Genomic DNA, 15,328 nt, shown 5'->3' with positions numbered 1-15,328 from the left:
CGACGCTGCTGAGAATACACGGGTTGTGTTACGCTCGCGCACAGTCCTTCTCTGTGCCCTCTGCCTACTGCTTGCCATCATTCCAGCCGGGCTGCAGGCCGAGTTGATTGCGCGTGAACAGGGGCTGCAAGCCACGCTGCAGGAAGCCGTCACCGCCTTTGAGGAGGCTGACTACGCACGCGCCGCCGAGGGCTTTGCGTATCTGGAAAAAAACTACGCGAGCGAGCCCGCCTATCAGAAAATCGAGCAGCAACTGCTCCCGGTCTGGGCCCATGCCTGCCGCATCAACGGGGACCATGCCCGCGCTGCCGAACTCTACGAAACTTTTCTCGAACGCTATCCCGAGGACGACACGCAGGCCGCGTATGTGCTTTTCGGGCTCGCGCAGGCCTGCCAGGCACTCGGTGAAAACGCCCGCGCCTCCGAGGCCTACCGCGCCTACCGCGAGCGTTTCCCTGAGCGCCCCGAGGCCCTGATCAGCGTCCTGCGCGAGGCCGAACTGGACTTTTCCCAGGGCGAAATCGAAGCGGGCATCACCAGCCTGCTCGCCTTTGCCGCCGATCCACGCGTCCCGCCCACCCTGCGGGCCCAGGCCCGGCTGCGTGCCGTCCAGGCCGCCCAGGCGAACGGCGAGGACACCCGCGCAAGCGAGATTCTCCTAAGCGAGCCGTGGGCCGTCACCACCATGCCCGAGCTGGCCATGCTCGCCTTTGCCAGCCTGCGGGCAGGCGATGCACTCGCCCGTGAGGGCAAATACACGGAGGCCATCCTCGCCTACCGCAACGTCCCCCCGTATCAGCAATTAATCGAGCTTCAGCGCGAGCGCCTCGCACAGTTGGAGCGCATCCGCACCGAGCGCACACGCCGTAACCCGGAGGGCATCCAGACCGCAGCCTTCTGGGAGGAGTATTTTTCCGGAATCATCGATAAGGTGGAAGCCGAGCTCGACGACCTCGTATCCATGGATAACTACACTCCAGCCTGGCAGCTCAAACTCGGGGACGCCTTCCTCCGAGCAGGGCGGAGCCGTGAGGCGGGGCTGCTATTCGGAGCTGTAGCAACAGACGAAGCACTGCCGCAGGCACTTCGGGAGCAAGCCCACTATCGCTGGATCCTTTGCGCCATGGCACGCGAAGACTGGAATCTCGCCCTCATCCGAGCGCACCGCTTTATCGGCGCCCACCCAGTCGGCCCCCGATTGACGACCATATACTACCTCATAGTTGAAACCCAGCTACGGCAGGGCAAATACACAGAGGCTATCGATGACCTATACTGGCTTATAGACACCTACCCGGACGATCCCCGACAGCCACGGTGGAGATTTCGCCTCGGCTATGCGCTCGCCCTGAACCAGGACTACGTCGCTGCTCGCGACACCTTCAGCGCTCTCATTGATAATTTCCCTGACGACGAGTTGGTGCTGCGCGCCCGGCTCTGGATCGGGCTGTCATACTTTTTTGAATACAACTACCCGGACGCTCTCGCCGCCTTTGACGCACTCACCCCGGACACGCTTGGCACGGAGCTGGAGGGCGAGACCGCCTACCGCCGCGCCGCCACCCTGTACTCGATGCGAGACTACGCAGGAGCAAAAGAAGCCCTTAAAAATCATCTTCTAAAATACCCCAGCAGCCCATACACAGCGCAGGCTCGAGTCCTGCTGGGAGACACCCTCATGGGGCTCGGCGAACTCGATTCCGCAGCGGATCAGTTCACCCAGGTCGGCCCAGAGGCTGGAACGCTTTACCCATACGCCGTTTTCCAGACAGGCAAAATTTACCGCGTATTGGAAAATTACGACAAACTCATTGCGCACTTCGAAGCCTATGCCAACGACACGCCAGACAGCCCCCGCCCACGTCTGGCCGAGGCGTTATACTGGGTCGGGTGGGCTCACGCGCAACAAGGCGATCCGGCGGCGGGGTTCCCGCAGTTCATGGATGCCCTTGCGCGCACCGGAAACGACACGCAAGCCGGGGATACGAGCCTGTTACTACAAGCACTGGAATCACTCTATACACGAGCCCGACAAGACGACTTGAAGCTGGAGGAAAACAACACCGCCTCCGCTGGCCTGCTACGCGCCGAGTCATACACCCACTGGCTGGAGGCTCAGCGCGAAAACGCCCTGAAGCGCGGTGAGCTCACGCGGGCCTCACGCTACGCGCTTTACCTGGCGCGCATCTATCGCCGCGACAAGCGTGATGATCGGGCAGACGCCGTGCTCTACGAAACCATGGGACAGGTCCCTCTGGAGCGCCTCGACGCTGATGGACTCTCCGCGCTGGGAAGCCTGCTCGCCAAGGAGAGGCTCCCCTCCGCCACCGAGTACTTCACCTACCAGCTTGAGCACTTCCCGCGTAGCCCCCGTAGCGGATCAGCCTTCTACGGCATGGCGAAGCTGACAGCGGACCAGGGCGACAACGAGCAAGCCATCAAGTGGCTCAAACGCTTCGAGGCGGAAACGCCTTATGACAATAACGCCCCGCAGGCAGCGCTCCTACACGCCGATATACTGATTTCGGACAACGAGACAAACGCAGCCGAAAACGTATTGAAAAAATCGCTACAGTCACCGCTCATGCGGGGCCGGGATAAGGCCGAGGCATTACTTATGATCGCCGCCTGCGCCGAGGCGCGTGGCAACCTCGAAGAAGCCATCGCCTGCGACCAGCGCGTCTACACCGTTTACCGTGCGTGGCCTGGTCTGATCGCGCGCGCCTATTGGCATAGCGCCAATATATTTTATCAACTCGGCGACTTGAAAGCCTCCCGACGCACGCTCGAAGAGATGATGCTCGACCCTCGACTGGAAGACACCCCCGAGCACTCCCCCGCCCAAGCCCTGCTCGACGACTTGCGGACCAAGCTGGCCCCAAACACCACCGACTCATCCAGCGCAGTGGAGGTAACACCATGAAGCTCTTCCACCTCGTAGCCCTTTGCTTGTATTCTTTTTTGAATACATACATTTTCGCAGAAAGCAAAGTCTCCTCAACGCAGACGCTCATCCTGCGCAGCGGACAGGCCTATGAGGGTCAGGTGCAGGGAGTTCGGGATGACCACCTGATATTTATACGGCCCAGCGCAGGAGGTCAGGCCGAGTACACCTTTACCCCGGATGAGGTTGAGCGGATCGATTTCCGCACCGCAGCCGTGAAGACCAATGCAGCTCAGCTGCTGGCGGCAGGCCGTGCCGATGAAGCGCTTCCACTGCTACAGGTGATCTACGAGCAGCAGGCGCCCTATCTGGCGTTTATCCCGGAGCCGGACCGAGCCTACTTCCTGAAGCTCGTGGTAGCCGCCCGCGAGGCCGAGGAGCCGTACCTGTCCGTCGGCGTCGCAAAGACCCTCCTTCCCTATATCCAGGATGAGACCGTACGCGACCAGCTGGAGTCACTGATTCTACTTGGTTATTATCAGCTCCCGCTACGCGACGACACTCGACAGCTGGCCCTCGAGTGGATAATGAATCACCCGCGTTATGGCACCTCGGCGCTGGGCTCATATATCCTCGCTCGGCTCGATCTCGACGACGGCCAGCACGAGGCAGCACTACTAACCGCGCTGGAGCCGATCACCTTTTCCAGCCAGTACCCGATGGCGTATCTGCAGCATTGCTACGCGGTCGCCATCCTGGCCGCCGATGCCCTCGATGACGAGACTGAGGCGCGCGCCCTCGCGGTAGAGATGGCTGCCCGGCACCTTCCCTGGCCGACGGATGATGGCCTGGATAACCACAAGCCATTGTACAAAAAACTGCTCCAACCTCCTCCGCCCCCCGACAAGACGGGTTTGACCTCGGAGGCTAAATAGACTTTGTCATTTTACACCATGCGCCGCCTGACCGCCATCGTCATTCTGCTCTTGAGCCCCCTGTACGCCTCCGCGCAGGAGGCCGCATCCGAGCCAGCCAGCCACAGCCTGTGGGCCATGATCCGTGAAGGTGGATGGGCGATGTGGCCCTTGGGGGCGTGCTCGCTGGCACTTTTATTTCTGCTCTTTTACGCCTGGCGGGAAACATCCGTGCGGTGTTTCGTGCCCATCGCCCGACTCCCTGAGATCGCATCCAGCCTGCGCACAGGCGATCTGGAGGGCGCTCGCTCCCTACTCACCGAGGACGACACGATGCTGGGACGCGCCTTGGGAAAAGCCCTGACCAAAGCCCGCCCCGAGCTGCCCGAGTCCAACCGCGCCAAGGTCGAGACCCTGCTGGTCGAGACACTGGAGGCCGAGGAGAGCGCGGTAAGCCAGTGGATCAACTATCTCAACGTCATCGCCGCGACGGCCCCCATGATCGGCCTGCTGGGAACGGTCAGCGGGATGATTGGCGCTTTTCAGACTATGGAGCGCATCGGCATGGGTCAGCCGCAGGCCTTTGCGGGCAGCATCGGTGAGGCGCTGATCACGACTGCCACCGGTCTGCTCATCGGCATCCCGGCCATGGTGGCGTACTTTATCATGAAAAACCGCCTCGCTGCCCGGATGAATACGACCGTCCAGACCGCTACCGACCTGCTTGACGATCTGGCCGAGGGAGAGGACTGAACGGCTTTACCTAGCGGCAATGCCATCTCGATAAGAGGGCCAGCCGGGAGAACAGCGCCACCCAGCAGCCGCTTTCGTCGTTGCGGTTCGCGGGAGCGGGTGTCAGCGTATCCCCCACATGCAATCGAAGCCACAACTGCTGATCTTTGCGACCTGCGACGGCGTCCATATCGACCCCTCCACCGGTAAGCATACCCTGCTGGGCGTGTTCTCCAATCTGCGCTCTCAGGAGTATCCGATGATGCACCCGCACATGGTGTGGTTCGTCAGCCTGGCAGATGTCAGCATCGGCGAGCACCGGCTGCAGCTCAGCCTGGGCCTGCCCGGTGAGGCACCCCTTATGTCCGTGGAGCGGCCCTTTGAGTCGAAAAGCCCGCTGCATCGCATCCACTTGATCAACCAGCTGAAGAATGTGCCCTTCCAAAAGCCGGGCGACTACACAGCCGCGATTGAAGTTGACGACGAGCCGATCCTTGTCACCTCCTTTATCGTGTCTCAATAAGACCTCTCACAGACCCTTTTCATGGACATCAAAACCTTTGAACTGATCGGCGTCGGATCGCCTATCGTAGACGTACTGGCCCAAGTGCCGGAGGCCTTTGTCGCCTCCATCCCTGGCGATAAAGGCGGCATGGAGCTGGTCGATGCCACGACCATGGGCGAGCTCATGGCGCAGGTTGACTCACCGATGACAGAGGCGCCCGGCGGCTCCTCCGGTAACACCGCCGTGGCTGTGGCCCACCTGGGCCTGCCGACGACCTTCCTCGGGAAGATCGGTAACGACTCCGGCGGCGAATTTTACCGCGACCGCTTCATGGAGCTGGGCGGCGATGGCTCGCGCTTCAAGGTCGGCGAGGTCCCCAACGGGCGCTGCCTCTCTCTGGTGACCCCGGACTCCGAGCGCACGATGCGTACCGACCTCGGAGCTGCCATGACGCTCGATCCCGACGAGATCAGCGCGGATGACTTTAAGGGCTGCCGCCACGCCCACATCGAGGGCTACATCCTGTTTAACCGCGACCTGATGTTCAAGGTGCTGAACTCGGCCAAGGCCGCCGGCTGCACCGTGAGCCTCGACCTGGCCTCATTTGAGGTCGTGGGCGCGACCAAGGACATCCTGCCCGACATTTTAGAAGAGTACGTGGATCTGGTTTTCGCTAACGAGGGCGAGGCCGAAGCGTTCTTCGGCGGAAAAGACTACAAAGGCATGGTCGCCAAGCTGGCAAAGCTCTGCGACGTCGCCGTGGTCAAGCTCGGTAAAGCCGGTTCACTCGTCCAGCAGGGCGAAGATCTGGAGAAGATTTCTCCGATCACCGTCAAAAACCCCGTCGACACAACGGGTGCCGGAGACCTCTGGGCAGCCGGATTCCTCTATGGCTGGCTGCGTGGTCGCCCGCTGGATGTGTGCGGACGCTACGGCTCCATCCTGGGCGCGGAAATCGTGCAGGTGATGGGCGCCGCCATCCCGCATGATCGCTGGCTCAAGATCAAAGAGCACCTCAAGGATTAACCTCCCCTCCGTATGAACGAGCAACCGCCAAAGACCCCACCCTTGCTGGTCGCCGGCGGTCTTGGGCTGGACACCCTGCTCATGCCCGATGGCTCGGAGCGCCGCGAGATCGGTGGCTCGGGCTGGTTTGCCTCGCTGGCGGCAGCGTTCTTTCTCAGGCCGCAGCTGTTCGGAGCGGTCGGGGGTGACTTTCCGCTGGAGGAGCGTGAGCACCTGGAACGCCTCGGCGTGGACACCACGGGCATCACCGTGCTGCCGCACGAGAAGACCTTTGCCTGGAAGTGCCGCTATCACCAGGACCCGGATAAACGCAAGACACTGGAGCTGCACCCGAATGTTGAGGAATCGTTTCGGCCTGAGCTCAACGCATCCCAACGACGCTGCCCCTACCTGCTACTGGCGAACATGCGCCCGGACTTTCAGGGGCGCGTCCTGGAGCAGATGGAGGGCGAGCCCTTCGTCGCACTGGACACGATTGACTTCTGGATCCGGGAGCGTCGCAGCGAGCTGCTGGACATGATCCGGCGGACCAGCCTCATGCTGCTCAACGACGAAGAAGCCGCCCTGCTCACCGGCTGCGAAGATCCCCGCCAGGCCGGGCGCGCCCTGCTTGAGCTGGGGCCGCGCTTCGCCGTGGTCAAGCTCGGCTCCCGCGGCTCTCTCGGCTTCAGCCAGGGTAAGGATTGGCATGTGCCCGCTCAGCTCGTGGACAACCCCGTCGACCCCACCGGAGCCGGAGACAGCTATGCCGGAGCGCTCATGGCCACACTCGCCCAATGCCCGCACCCAGACTCGGAGGCGCTGCTTGAGGCCATGCAGGCAGGTGCCCGCACCGCCGCTATCACCGTACAGGATTTCTCCGCCCGCGCGCTCATCGCCAAATTGGAACAGCGCAAGCTCTGAAACGCGGATCACGACCCATTTTCTCTCACCAAACGATTAATCCCTCTCATACCAGGTAATCCATTCATAAACACGGCTTGACTCAGTTTCGCCTCGCTCCCACGATCTCGCACGCTATTTCCAATAGCGAACACCTTCGGGGAAATCCTGTGAGAACCAGGAGCTGACGCGCAACTGTGACCGGACCTCAGTCTCGGAAGCCAGAATGCCCGAATCACCAGACATCTTCGCGCTAGGGATGTCGGTCGCACGGCGTGCCCGCGGATAAAACCGGGGACAGGCTGGAGACCGGCTTTCCGGGCCTCCACCACTATTTACTGACCATGCCGAGCGACTTTTTCCAAAACATCCTGAGCAATCCGCTGCTGACCCTCTTCGGGCTGATCGGCATCGGACTCGCCCTGGGCAGCATCCAGATCAAGGGCATCACCCTGGGCTCCTCCGCCGTCATATTCGTGGCGCTGCTGGCCGGGCATTTTGGCTGCACCGTGCCCGCCGGTATCGGCAGCATCGGGCTGGCGCTCTTTGTGTACTGCGTCGGCATCAGCGCGGGGAATCGGTTCTTCGGGGCGCTCAAGCGAGAGGGCAGCCAGCTGGCCAAGCTGGCGCTGGTCGTCGTCGGAGCCGGGGCCTTAACCACTTGGGGGCTGGCCAAGCTTTTCCACGTCGATGCGGCCATGGCCGTCGGCGCTTTTGCCGGGTCCATGACGAGCACCCCCGCACTGGCTGCGGCCAGCGAAGGTGCCGGGCCGGGAGCGACTGATGTAGTCGTCGGCTACGGGATCGCCTACCCCTTTGGGGTCATCGGGGTCGTGCTTTTCGTCCAGCTCATCCCGAAGCTCCTCAAGCTCAAGATCGAGGAAGACACGCCGGAAACCAAGGGCGCGTCCTCGATTGTCATCGAGCGCAAGCTGGTCGAAGTGCGCAACGAGAACCTTTTCGGCAAGCGCCTCGGGGACAGCTCACTGGCGGACCTGGGCGGCTGCCAGGTCTCACGCATCTGGCGTAACAACCGACTCGAACCGGTCAGCTACGAGGACGTTTTCCAGCCTGACCAGCTCCTGCTGCTCGTGGGTGACGCCAAGGCTGTCAAAATCGCCACCGAGCTGATCGGCCGGGTGAGCGAGCAGAACATCGTGCTCGATGCCGATAACGAGCGCAGCCAGTTCGTCGTGACGAAAAAGGAGCTCATCGGCAAAACGCTGAGCGACATCGATCCGCTGCGTAACCACGGCGTGGTCGTGACCCGCATCAACCGCCTGGAGTTTACCTTTGTCCCGGATGCGAAGACCCGCCTGGAAAAGGGCGACATCCTCACCACCGTCGGTGCTCAGGACAAGCTCGCCGCCTTTGCCAAGGAAGTCGGTCACCACACGCAGGCTTTTTCCGAAACCAGTCTCGCCTCGCTCGCTATCGGGCTGGCGCTGGGGGTCGCCCTGGGCAAGCTGACCATCCCCATGCCCTGGGGGGATACCTTTTCGCTCGGACTAGCCGGTGGCCCGTTGCTCGTCGCGCTCCTGCTGGGACACTTCGGACGTGTCGGCGGTGTGGTCGGCTTCATCCCGCGGCCGACGCGCGTCCTCCTCCAGGAGATGGGGCTGGTATTCTTCCTCGCCGATGCCGGGATCAAAGGCGGAGCCTCCATGGGCTCAGCCATCCAGACGCAGGGTGCGGAGATCTTTCTGGTCGGTGCGCTGATCAGTATCGTGCCGATGATCGTGGGCTATATCACCGCCCGCAAGATCATGAAGCTGACCGTCGCCCAGAGCCTGGGCGGGATCTGCGGCGGGATGACCAGTACCCCCGCGCTCGGGGCCATCGTCTCAAAAACCCATCAGCAGGCACCTATCGTCAGCTACGCGACAGTCTATCCGGTGGCCGTTATCATGATGGCCCTGCTGGCCAAGTTCTTGCTCAAGCTGATCGGCTGAACCGGGTTGCACCCGGTAGCATTAATGGCCCCACCCTGGTAGAGCCATGGCCAGGTTGCACCCGGTGGCATTGATGGCCCCACTAAGGTGGAGCCATGGGCAACGGAGGTTGACGCCAACTCAAACGAACTCCGCTGACGTGTGATTCAACACCGCAAGGGGCAGGCACGCCGTGCCGCTCTAGTTGTAGATTTTTACGCCGGAGCGGAGCTTACTGGGGCTGGCCCCGAAGCGGCGCTTAAAGGCCCGCGTGAAGGAGCTTTGCTCCTCGAAGCCACAGGCCAGGGCGATGTCGCCCACGGACTGGTCGGTATCGGTGATCAACTGCATGGCGCGCTGAAAGCGCAGCTGGTCAAAGACTTCCTTGGGGGCATTTTGCAGCGATTCGTGAAAAAGCCGCCTCAGATGGGCCGGGGAGACATGTACGGCGCGAGCGACTTCCTCCTGGCCGGGATTTTCACGCATATGCTCGCTAAACCATGAAAGCGCGCCCTGCACGCGCTCGTGGACACGCTTGCTGGCCGGAGGCTGGGAGTCGCACCAGCTTTCATACATGAGCAGGGACAGCTCCATCAGCGCGTGCTCGTAGCAGAGCATCATGCCGGGGGCCGGGCTCTCCCAATAGACGCGGACCTGCCTGGCAAGCCGCCTCAAACGGGTACAATCGCCCGCGCTGAGCTTGATACTGCAGCCACGCGCAGGGATGGCCTGATGAAGCACCTCGGGGATGTAGCGAAAATGAAAAACAACGATCGCGGCGGCCTGACCGGGCAGCCCCGTCCACCCGTGTGAGGAGCCCGGCGGCGAGAGCCACAGCGTCCGCTCGCTCGGCTCGGATTCATCGTTCCCATCGGCGCTGAGTCGGCCGATAGCCCCCTGAACCACAGCCTGAAACTCCCAGCAAGGCCGCATCTTCTCGTAGATGGGCTGCTCGAAATAGCGCCGCTTACCGCTGTTAAAATACGTCAGCATGGGGCTATTTAGGCTGCAAAAATGAGCGAAAATGTCAAATACTTGAGCGCCCCTGCCATGGACGAAAAACCGCTTTTCCGGTATGATCGTCCTCACTATGTCTAACAACCCTTCCTCCCCCAAGCGCTATGTGATCGTCGGTCTCGGCGGCCGCTCCAGCCTCTTTTCCGAAGCCCTCCTCGACACCTTCAAGGACGCCTGTGAGCTGGTCGGCCTGTGCGATATCAACCAGACGCGCATGGACTACCACAACAGCCGCTTCCAGGAGAAGTACTCAGCCGGGCCGTTCCCGACCTACAAGGCCGAGGACTTTGACAAGATGATCGCCGAGCAGAAGCCGGACACGGTCATCGTCACCACCATGGACCGCACGCACCACCAGTACATCATCCGCGCGATGGAGCTGGGCTGCGACGTCATCAGCGAAAAGCCCATGACGACCGACACCGAGAAGTGCCGCGCCATCCTCGACGCCGTCGAGCGCACCGGCAAGAGCCTCAAGGTCACCTTTAACTACCGCTACGCTCCCTCCCGCACAAAGGTCAAGGAGCTGATCGCGACCGGCGTGATCGGAAAAATCCACTCCATCCACTTCGAGTGGCTGCTGGATACCCGCCACGGGGCCGACTACTTCCGCCGCTGGCACCGCGACAAGCGCAACTCCGGCGGGCTCATGGTACATAAGTCCACCCACCACTTTGACCTCGTCAACTGGTGGATCGACTCCTCCCCGGAAACCGTATTCGGGATGGGTCAGCTCGCCTTCTATGGCCGCGACAATGCCGAAAAACGCGGCGTGAAAAAGTTCTACGTGCGCAGCACGGATGACCCGCGCGCCAAGGACGACCCCTTCGCCCTGGACCTGCACGAGACCCCCGAGCTCGAAGGCCTCTATTTCAACGCCGAGAAGGAAGACGACGCCTACCTGCGCGACCGCTCGGTCTTCAGCGACGGCATCAGCATCGAGGACACCATGAGCGTCATGGTTCGCTACCGCAACGGCACCCAGATGACCTACTCGCTCAACGCCTACTGCCCGTGGGAAGGCCTGCGCATCGTCTTCACCGGCGACAAGGGCCGCATCGAACTCGAAGAGGTCGAGAAATCCTACGTCAACGCCGGCGGCGGCACCAGCGGCGAGGGTGAGTCCAAGGGCCGCACGCTGCTCGTTCGCCCGCTGTGGGACAAGCCCTACGAAGTCGAAATCGAGGAGGGTAAAGGCTCGCATGGCGGCGGTGACGTACGCATGCTGACGGACATCTTTGAGCCTACCGGCGAAGAAGACCCCTGGAAGCGCGCTGCCTGCCATATCGACGGTGCCCGCTCCATCCTGACCGGTATCGCCGCGAATGCCTCATTTGCCACTGGGCTGCCCGTCCAGGTCGACGATCTCGTCAAGCTCCCCTAACACGGAAACACATCCGCATAAACGTATCCAATCTATCGATACACAACCCCATAGACACAATAGACATGGTTAAAACTATTGAATCCTTTACCTTCGGGATGGGCGACCGCTTCGGCCATCAGGGCCAGGCACAGCTTCAGGCCGTGCTGAACGCACGCGCCAAGGGCATCGACATCTATCCGGTCTGGAATAAATCCCACCGCGAACACACGATCGTCGGCACCGAGCCCTGCTCCCTGCGCACCGAAGCCGATGACGCTGTGAAAGCTCTCGACTGGGACGGCAGCTACTACGTGGACGCCGACCACATCCGCCTGGAAACCGTCGAAGGCTTCCTTGCGGGCAGTAACTTCTTCACGCTCGACGTGGCCGACTATGTCGGTGAAACACCCTCCGAGGTGGATGTGGAAGTCTGGCTCAAGGTCGTTGAACCCTTCTTTGGCGAGCAGAAGATCGAAGGCTTGAGCGAACCGCTCGTGCTTTCCAGCGAGGCCGCCAAGGCCGCAGCCGCCAAGTACCTGAGCGCGATCGTCAAGGCTGGTGAACTCTTCCGCCACATCGATGCCAAGAAAGGCGAAGACGCCTTTGTGACCGAGGTCTCCATCGACGAGACGGACCAGCCGCAGGGCCCGGCCGATATCTTCTACCTGCTCAGCATGATGGCCTGGCAGCAGATCCCCGCGCAGACCGTGGCCCCGAAGTTCACGGGCCGCTTTAACAAGGGCGTCGATTACGTCGGCAACCTGGAGCAGTTCGAGCAGGAGTTTCACGCGGACCTGTGCATCATCACGTTCGCGGTGAAGGAGTTTGGCCTGCCCGAGCAGCTGAAGATCAGCGTCCACTCCGGCAGCGACAAGTTCTCCCTGTACCCGATCATCAAGCGCCTGATCAAGCAGCACGGAGCTGGCCTGCACGTCAAAACCGCTGGTACGACCTGGCTGGAGGAAGTCATCGGTCTGGCACGCGCCGGAGGCGAAGGACTCACCATCGCCAAGGAAATTTACGCCAAGAGCCTGGCGCACTACGCCGAGCTGACAGCGCCGTACAGCACCGTGATCGACATCGACACCGACAAGCTTCCCAGCGCCGAGACCGTCGCAGGGTGGAGCTCAGAGCAGTTCGTGGCCGCACTGGAGCATGATGTATCCAATGCTGAATACAATCTTCACCTGCGCCAGTTGATCCACGTCGGCTTCAAAATCGCCGCCAAGATGGGTGACCGCTATCTCAACGCGCTCGACGAGCATGCTGCGATCATTAACCAAGGGGTAACGGACAACCTCTACAAGCGGCACATCCTGCCGATCTTTGGTTGAGATAAAAAGAACCCGACCAGCAAAAGCCAGCCGGGGAACCTAAACTCATTCTGATAGCAACTTGATTTGCTACCTCAGGCTCGGCCCCTCAGGGCCGGGCCTTTTTCACACACACTTACGGTGCTCTGCCGCGTACAGCAGCGGATATGGCCGCCACAATCAGCAGCACGAGGAAGATGAAAAACAGGATTTTGGCTATACCTGCGGCGGCGCCGGCTATCCCGCCGAAGCCGAGTACACCGGCGATAATGGCGATGATCAGGAATACAAGTGCCCATCCTAACATAGGTAACTCCTTTTCTGGTTTGTGTTCGCGTTAGTAATCGTTTGCTAAGCTAACATCATAACGCATAGTCGGCATACGTCAACTAATTGACCCAATTAGGAATGCTTACATATGAGTCGAGGTGCTACTTTCGAGCACGTAAACCATCCGTCCACGGGCGATTCAGGACAGCTTGTCGGTGGGGATGCGAAGACGAAAAGCACCCTTGGCAACCGCAGGATCAACGGGTTTGCCGTTCTGAAGCATAACAATCTCACCATCTACTGCCATCCTACGGGCAGCACCGATTACCTGCGGCATCAAGGCCCGTGCTTTGTAGGGAGAAATTTTTCGCGCCACGTCCAGCGGGCTTATCGATCCCGTCGGGCCGCACTCACGCGCAACCCCGAAGATCGCACGTCGCATTTTCGCTTCATCCATAGGCCCAAGCTAGCAAGTCTACCCACTCCGGCAAGTCGGGAGCGCGTTCTTTTCACCCGAGCCTGGCAGGCAATCGGTACGGCGAGGCTATTACGCTACTTTTTCTTGGCAGGGCCGGTTTCAGTTACTCTTTCAATAAAGCCCGGTATAATAATCGCAGCGCCAGCGCTAACCTGCGTATGGCTCAAGCCCTCCAGCGCGTAGAACTCGACTTGCTTGTTCTTAAGCACCTTCAGCGTATCGGCCATAAACTGGTTTTCGGAGACACGCGCGGGAAAGTCGAGGTCACGGTCACCGACGATGATGCAGAACGGCGGCAAGCCGCGCCGGACGTAGTACATAGGGGCGTTTTCGTCGACCACGGGGCGGTATTGCAAGCCCTCGTCGCCAAGCCATTTTTTGACATTAAAGTGTGTGGTCATCTGCCCGGTAACCGGGATGATCCCGGCAAGCTCATCCGGTGCGTGCCCATAGGCCTCAAGCCATCGGGGGTCCATTCCAACCATGGCCGAGAGATAGCCACCGGCAGAGGCCCCGGAGACAAAGACCTTGTTCGGATCGCCGCCGTACTTGGCGATGTTATCCAGCGTCCAAGCGACAGCTGCCCCGGCATCATCGAGAAAGGCCGGGTAGTTCGCCTGAGGATGCAGGCGGTAGCCCACCGCAACGAGCGCAATACCCTTGTCCTTCAGATCGGGGAAGTGGCGCCCCCCTTTGACAAGACCTCCCCCATGGAACCACACGACCGTGGGAAAGTCCTCCACCCCCTCGGGGATGTAGATGTCGAGCTTACACTGTGTACGCTGATAGGCATCCTCGGGGAGCTGAGCGTCAGAGGCCCGGTAGGGGATCGCCCATTCTACGCGCCCACCGGCAAAGGCTGCGGCAGCCGCAAGTGTCATGAGTGCACCAGCCAGGCCCTTTCGTAAGCCGGAGGGAGTAACGCGATCTCGTAATTTCATAATAGCTCTGAGATTTAATAATGATAACAGTAAAGCCAAGTGGCGTACGACGTATTCTGAGCCGACGGGTGAGGCTGCCCTAGATCTGCCCCTTGGGAGGAGGATCGCCGTTGAGCACGCGCTCGATAAACTCGGGGATGATAACAAACTGCGCCCGGGCCATGGAGCCGTGATTGAGGCCCTTGAGCTCGTAGAACTCAACATGCGGGTGGCCGAGGTTGCGCAGGCTGGTGGCGAGCAGGTCGTTCTCCACCGTGCGGTTCGGGTAGTCCAGATAGCGGTCGCCGAGGATGAGACAGATCGGAGGCAAGTCTTTGGAGGCATGGGTAAAAGGTGCGTACTCGTCCACGACGATTCGCCACTGCGGCTCGGTGTCACCGCGCAGCTTTTTCACCGTGAAGTGCGTGCTCATCTGTCCGCTGCACGGGATAACGCCAGCCAGGTCATTGGGCTGATGGCCATACTGCGCGAGCCAGCGAGGGTCCATGCCGACCATGGCAGCCAGATAACCGCCGGCAGAATGCCCGGAGATAAAGACCTTGTTCGGGTCACCGCCATACTTGGCGATGTTGTCCAGGACCCACGCGGTCGCGGCTGCGGCATCCTCCAGGAAAGCGGGCAGATCAGCCTGGGGCGAAAGACGATACTCGACCCCGACAACCCCCAGGCCTTTGTCCTTGAGGTCACGTGGGATGCAACGCTTACCCCCGGTCAGGCCACCACCATGCAGCCAGATGACGGTGGGGAAGTCTTTCACGTCGTCGGGCACATAGAGGTCCAGGCGACACATCTCGAGCTGATAGTCGTCGGCCTGTGCGGCGGCCTCTTCTGAGATGTAGAGCTCACCCTCAACAGCCATGTGGCCGGGGATAGGCTTGGCGGCCTGAGCGGCAATAGGCAGGCAGAACAACGCGAGCAGGAACAGGCTACGGCGAAACAGAGATAACGAGCGGGTATTCATGGTCAGGGTCTGAACGAGTTCAAGCGTGGGGCGGGCAGTTCGCCCGAAGAATGCCCTACCCTAGTGAGAGTGCTTCGGTGGCGTCAATTGAATACTGTATACAATTTA

Annotated in this window: 14 protein-coding genes and 1 riboswitch; of the genes, 9 read left to right on the top strand and 5 right to left on the bottom strand. The window is 60.9% G+C overall.

Annotated features, from left to right (window positions below):
* The first annotated feature begins 25 nt into the window (after window positions 1-25).
* The 7 genes from K0V07_RS04200 to K0V07_RS04170 all read left to right on the top strand — a co-directional run bounded on the left by K0V07_RS04200 (window position 26) and on the right by K0V07_RS04170 (window position 8,895).
* Window positions 26-2,923: a tetratricopeptide repeat protein gene (locus K0V07_RS04200; RefSeq protein ID WP_220623288.1), complete on the top strand. Its 2,898-nt coding sequence runs from the start codon at window positions 26-28 to the stop codon at window positions 2,921-2,923.
* A 38-nt stretch (window positions 2,924-2,961) separates the two neighbouring features.
* Window positions 2,962-3,819 (top strand): hypothetical protein, encoded by an 858-nt coding sequence (locus K0V07_RS04195; protein WP_220623287.1) that lies wholly within the window; start codon window positions 2,962-2,964, stop codon window positions 3,817-3,819.
* A gap of 18 nt (window positions 3,820-3,837) precedes the next feature.
* Entirely contained in the window at window positions 3,838-4,551 is a 714-nt protein-coding gene (locus K0V07_RS04190; protein WP_220623286.1) for a MotA/TolQ/ExbB proton channel family protein, read from the top strand.
* Window positions 4,552-4,669: 118 nt separating this feature from the next.
* Window positions 4,670-5,053 carry a hypothetical protein gene (locus tag K0V07_RS04185; RefSeq protein WP_220623285.1) on the top strand — a complete coding sequence of 128 codons (384 nt, stop codon included), beginning with the start codon at window positions 4,670-4,672 and terminating at the stop codon, window positions 5,051-5,053.
* A 21-nt stretch (window positions 5,054-5,074) separates the two neighbouring features.
* Window positions 5,075-6,061: an adenosine kinase gene (locus K0V07_RS04180; protein ID WP_220623284.1), complete on the top strand. Its 987-nt coding sequence runs from the start codon at window positions 5,075-5,077 to the stop codon at window positions 6,059-6,061.
* A 12-nt stretch (window positions 6,062-6,073) separates the two neighbouring features.
* A complete protein-coding gene (locus K0V07_RS04175) occupies window positions 6,074-6,964 on the top strand; it encodes a PfkB family carbohydrate kinase (protein WP_220623283.1) in 891 nt (296 codons plus the stop codon).
* A 139-nt stretch (window positions 6,965-7,103) separates the two neighbouring features.
* Window positions 7,104-7,175: riboswitch (cobalamin riboswitch) on the top strand.
* 112 nt (window positions 7,176-7,287) lie between these two features.
* On the top strand, window positions 7,288-8,895 hold the full coding sequence (locus K0V07_RS04170) for an aspartate:alanine exchanger family transporter (RefSeq protein ID WP_220623282.1): 1,608 nt from the start codon (window positions 7,288-7,290) through the stop codon (window positions 8,893-8,895).
* A 180-nt stretch (window positions 8,896-9,075) separates the two neighbouring features.
* Here the strand turns inward: K0V07_RS04170 and K0V07_RS04165 are convergent, their stop codons facing one another.
* Complete coding sequence (locus tag K0V07_RS04165; protein WP_220623281.1) at window positions 9,076-9,867, bottom strand: AraC family transcriptional regulator; 792 nt, start codon at window positions 9,865-9,867, stop codon at window positions 9,076-9,078.
* A gap of 97 nt (window positions 9,868-9,964) precedes the next feature.
* Between K0V07_RS04165 and K0V07_RS04160 the strand changes: the two genes are divergently transcribed.
* Complete coding sequence (locus tag K0V07_RS04160; protein ID WP_220623280.1) at window positions 9,965-11,275, top strand: Gfo/Idh/MocA family oxidoreductase; 1,311 nt, start codon at window positions 9,965-9,967, stop codon at window positions 11,273-11,275.
* A gap of 65 nt (window positions 11,276-11,340) precedes the next feature.
* Window positions 11,341-12,591 carry a tagaturonate epimerase family protein gene (locus K0V07_RS04155; RefSeq protein ID WP_220623279.1) on the top strand — a complete coding sequence of 417 codons (1,251 nt, stop codon included), beginning with the start codon at window positions 11,341-11,343 and terminating at the stop codon, window positions 12,589-12,591.
* A gap of 115 nt (window positions 12,592-12,706) precedes the next feature.
* On the opposite strand, the gene K0V07_RS04150 is transcribed toward K0V07_RS04155, so the two are convergent.
* From K0V07_RS04150 to K0V07_RS04135, 4 genes are all read right to left on the bottom strand, one after another.
* A complete protein-coding gene (locus K0V07_RS04150) occupies window positions 12,707-12,877 on the bottom strand; it encodes a DUF1328 domain-containing protein (protein WP_220623278.1) in 171 nt (56 codons plus the stop codon).
* 162 nt (window positions 12,878-13,039) lie between these two features.
* Window positions 13,040-13,297: a DUF3253 domain-containing protein gene (locus K0V07_RS04145; RefSeq protein ID WP_220623277.1), complete on the bottom strand. Its 258-nt coding sequence runs from the start codon at window positions 13,295-13,297 to the stop codon at window positions 13,040-13,042.
* A 95-nt stretch (window positions 13,298-13,392) separates the two neighbouring features.
* Complete coding sequence (locus tag K0V07_RS04140) at window positions 13,393-14,259, bottom strand: alpha/beta hydrolase (protein WP_220623276.1); 867 nt, start codon at window positions 14,257-14,259, stop codon at window positions 13,393-13,395.
* Window positions 14,260-14,338: 79 nt separating this feature from the next.
* Entirely contained in the window at window positions 14,339-15,220 is an 882-nt protein-coding gene (locus K0V07_RS04135; RefSeq protein ID WP_220623275.1) for an alpha/beta hydrolase, read from the bottom strand.
* Window positions 15,221-15,328: the final 108 nt, after the last annotated feature.

The sequence above is a fragment of the Ruficoccus sp. ZRK36 genome (assembly GCF_019603315.1).
Classification (GTDB): domain Bacteria; phylum Verrucomicrobiota; class Verrucomicrobiia; order Opitutales; family Cerasicoccaceae; genus Ruficoccus.
This window is presented reverse-complemented; position numbering and strand designations above follow the sequence as displayed.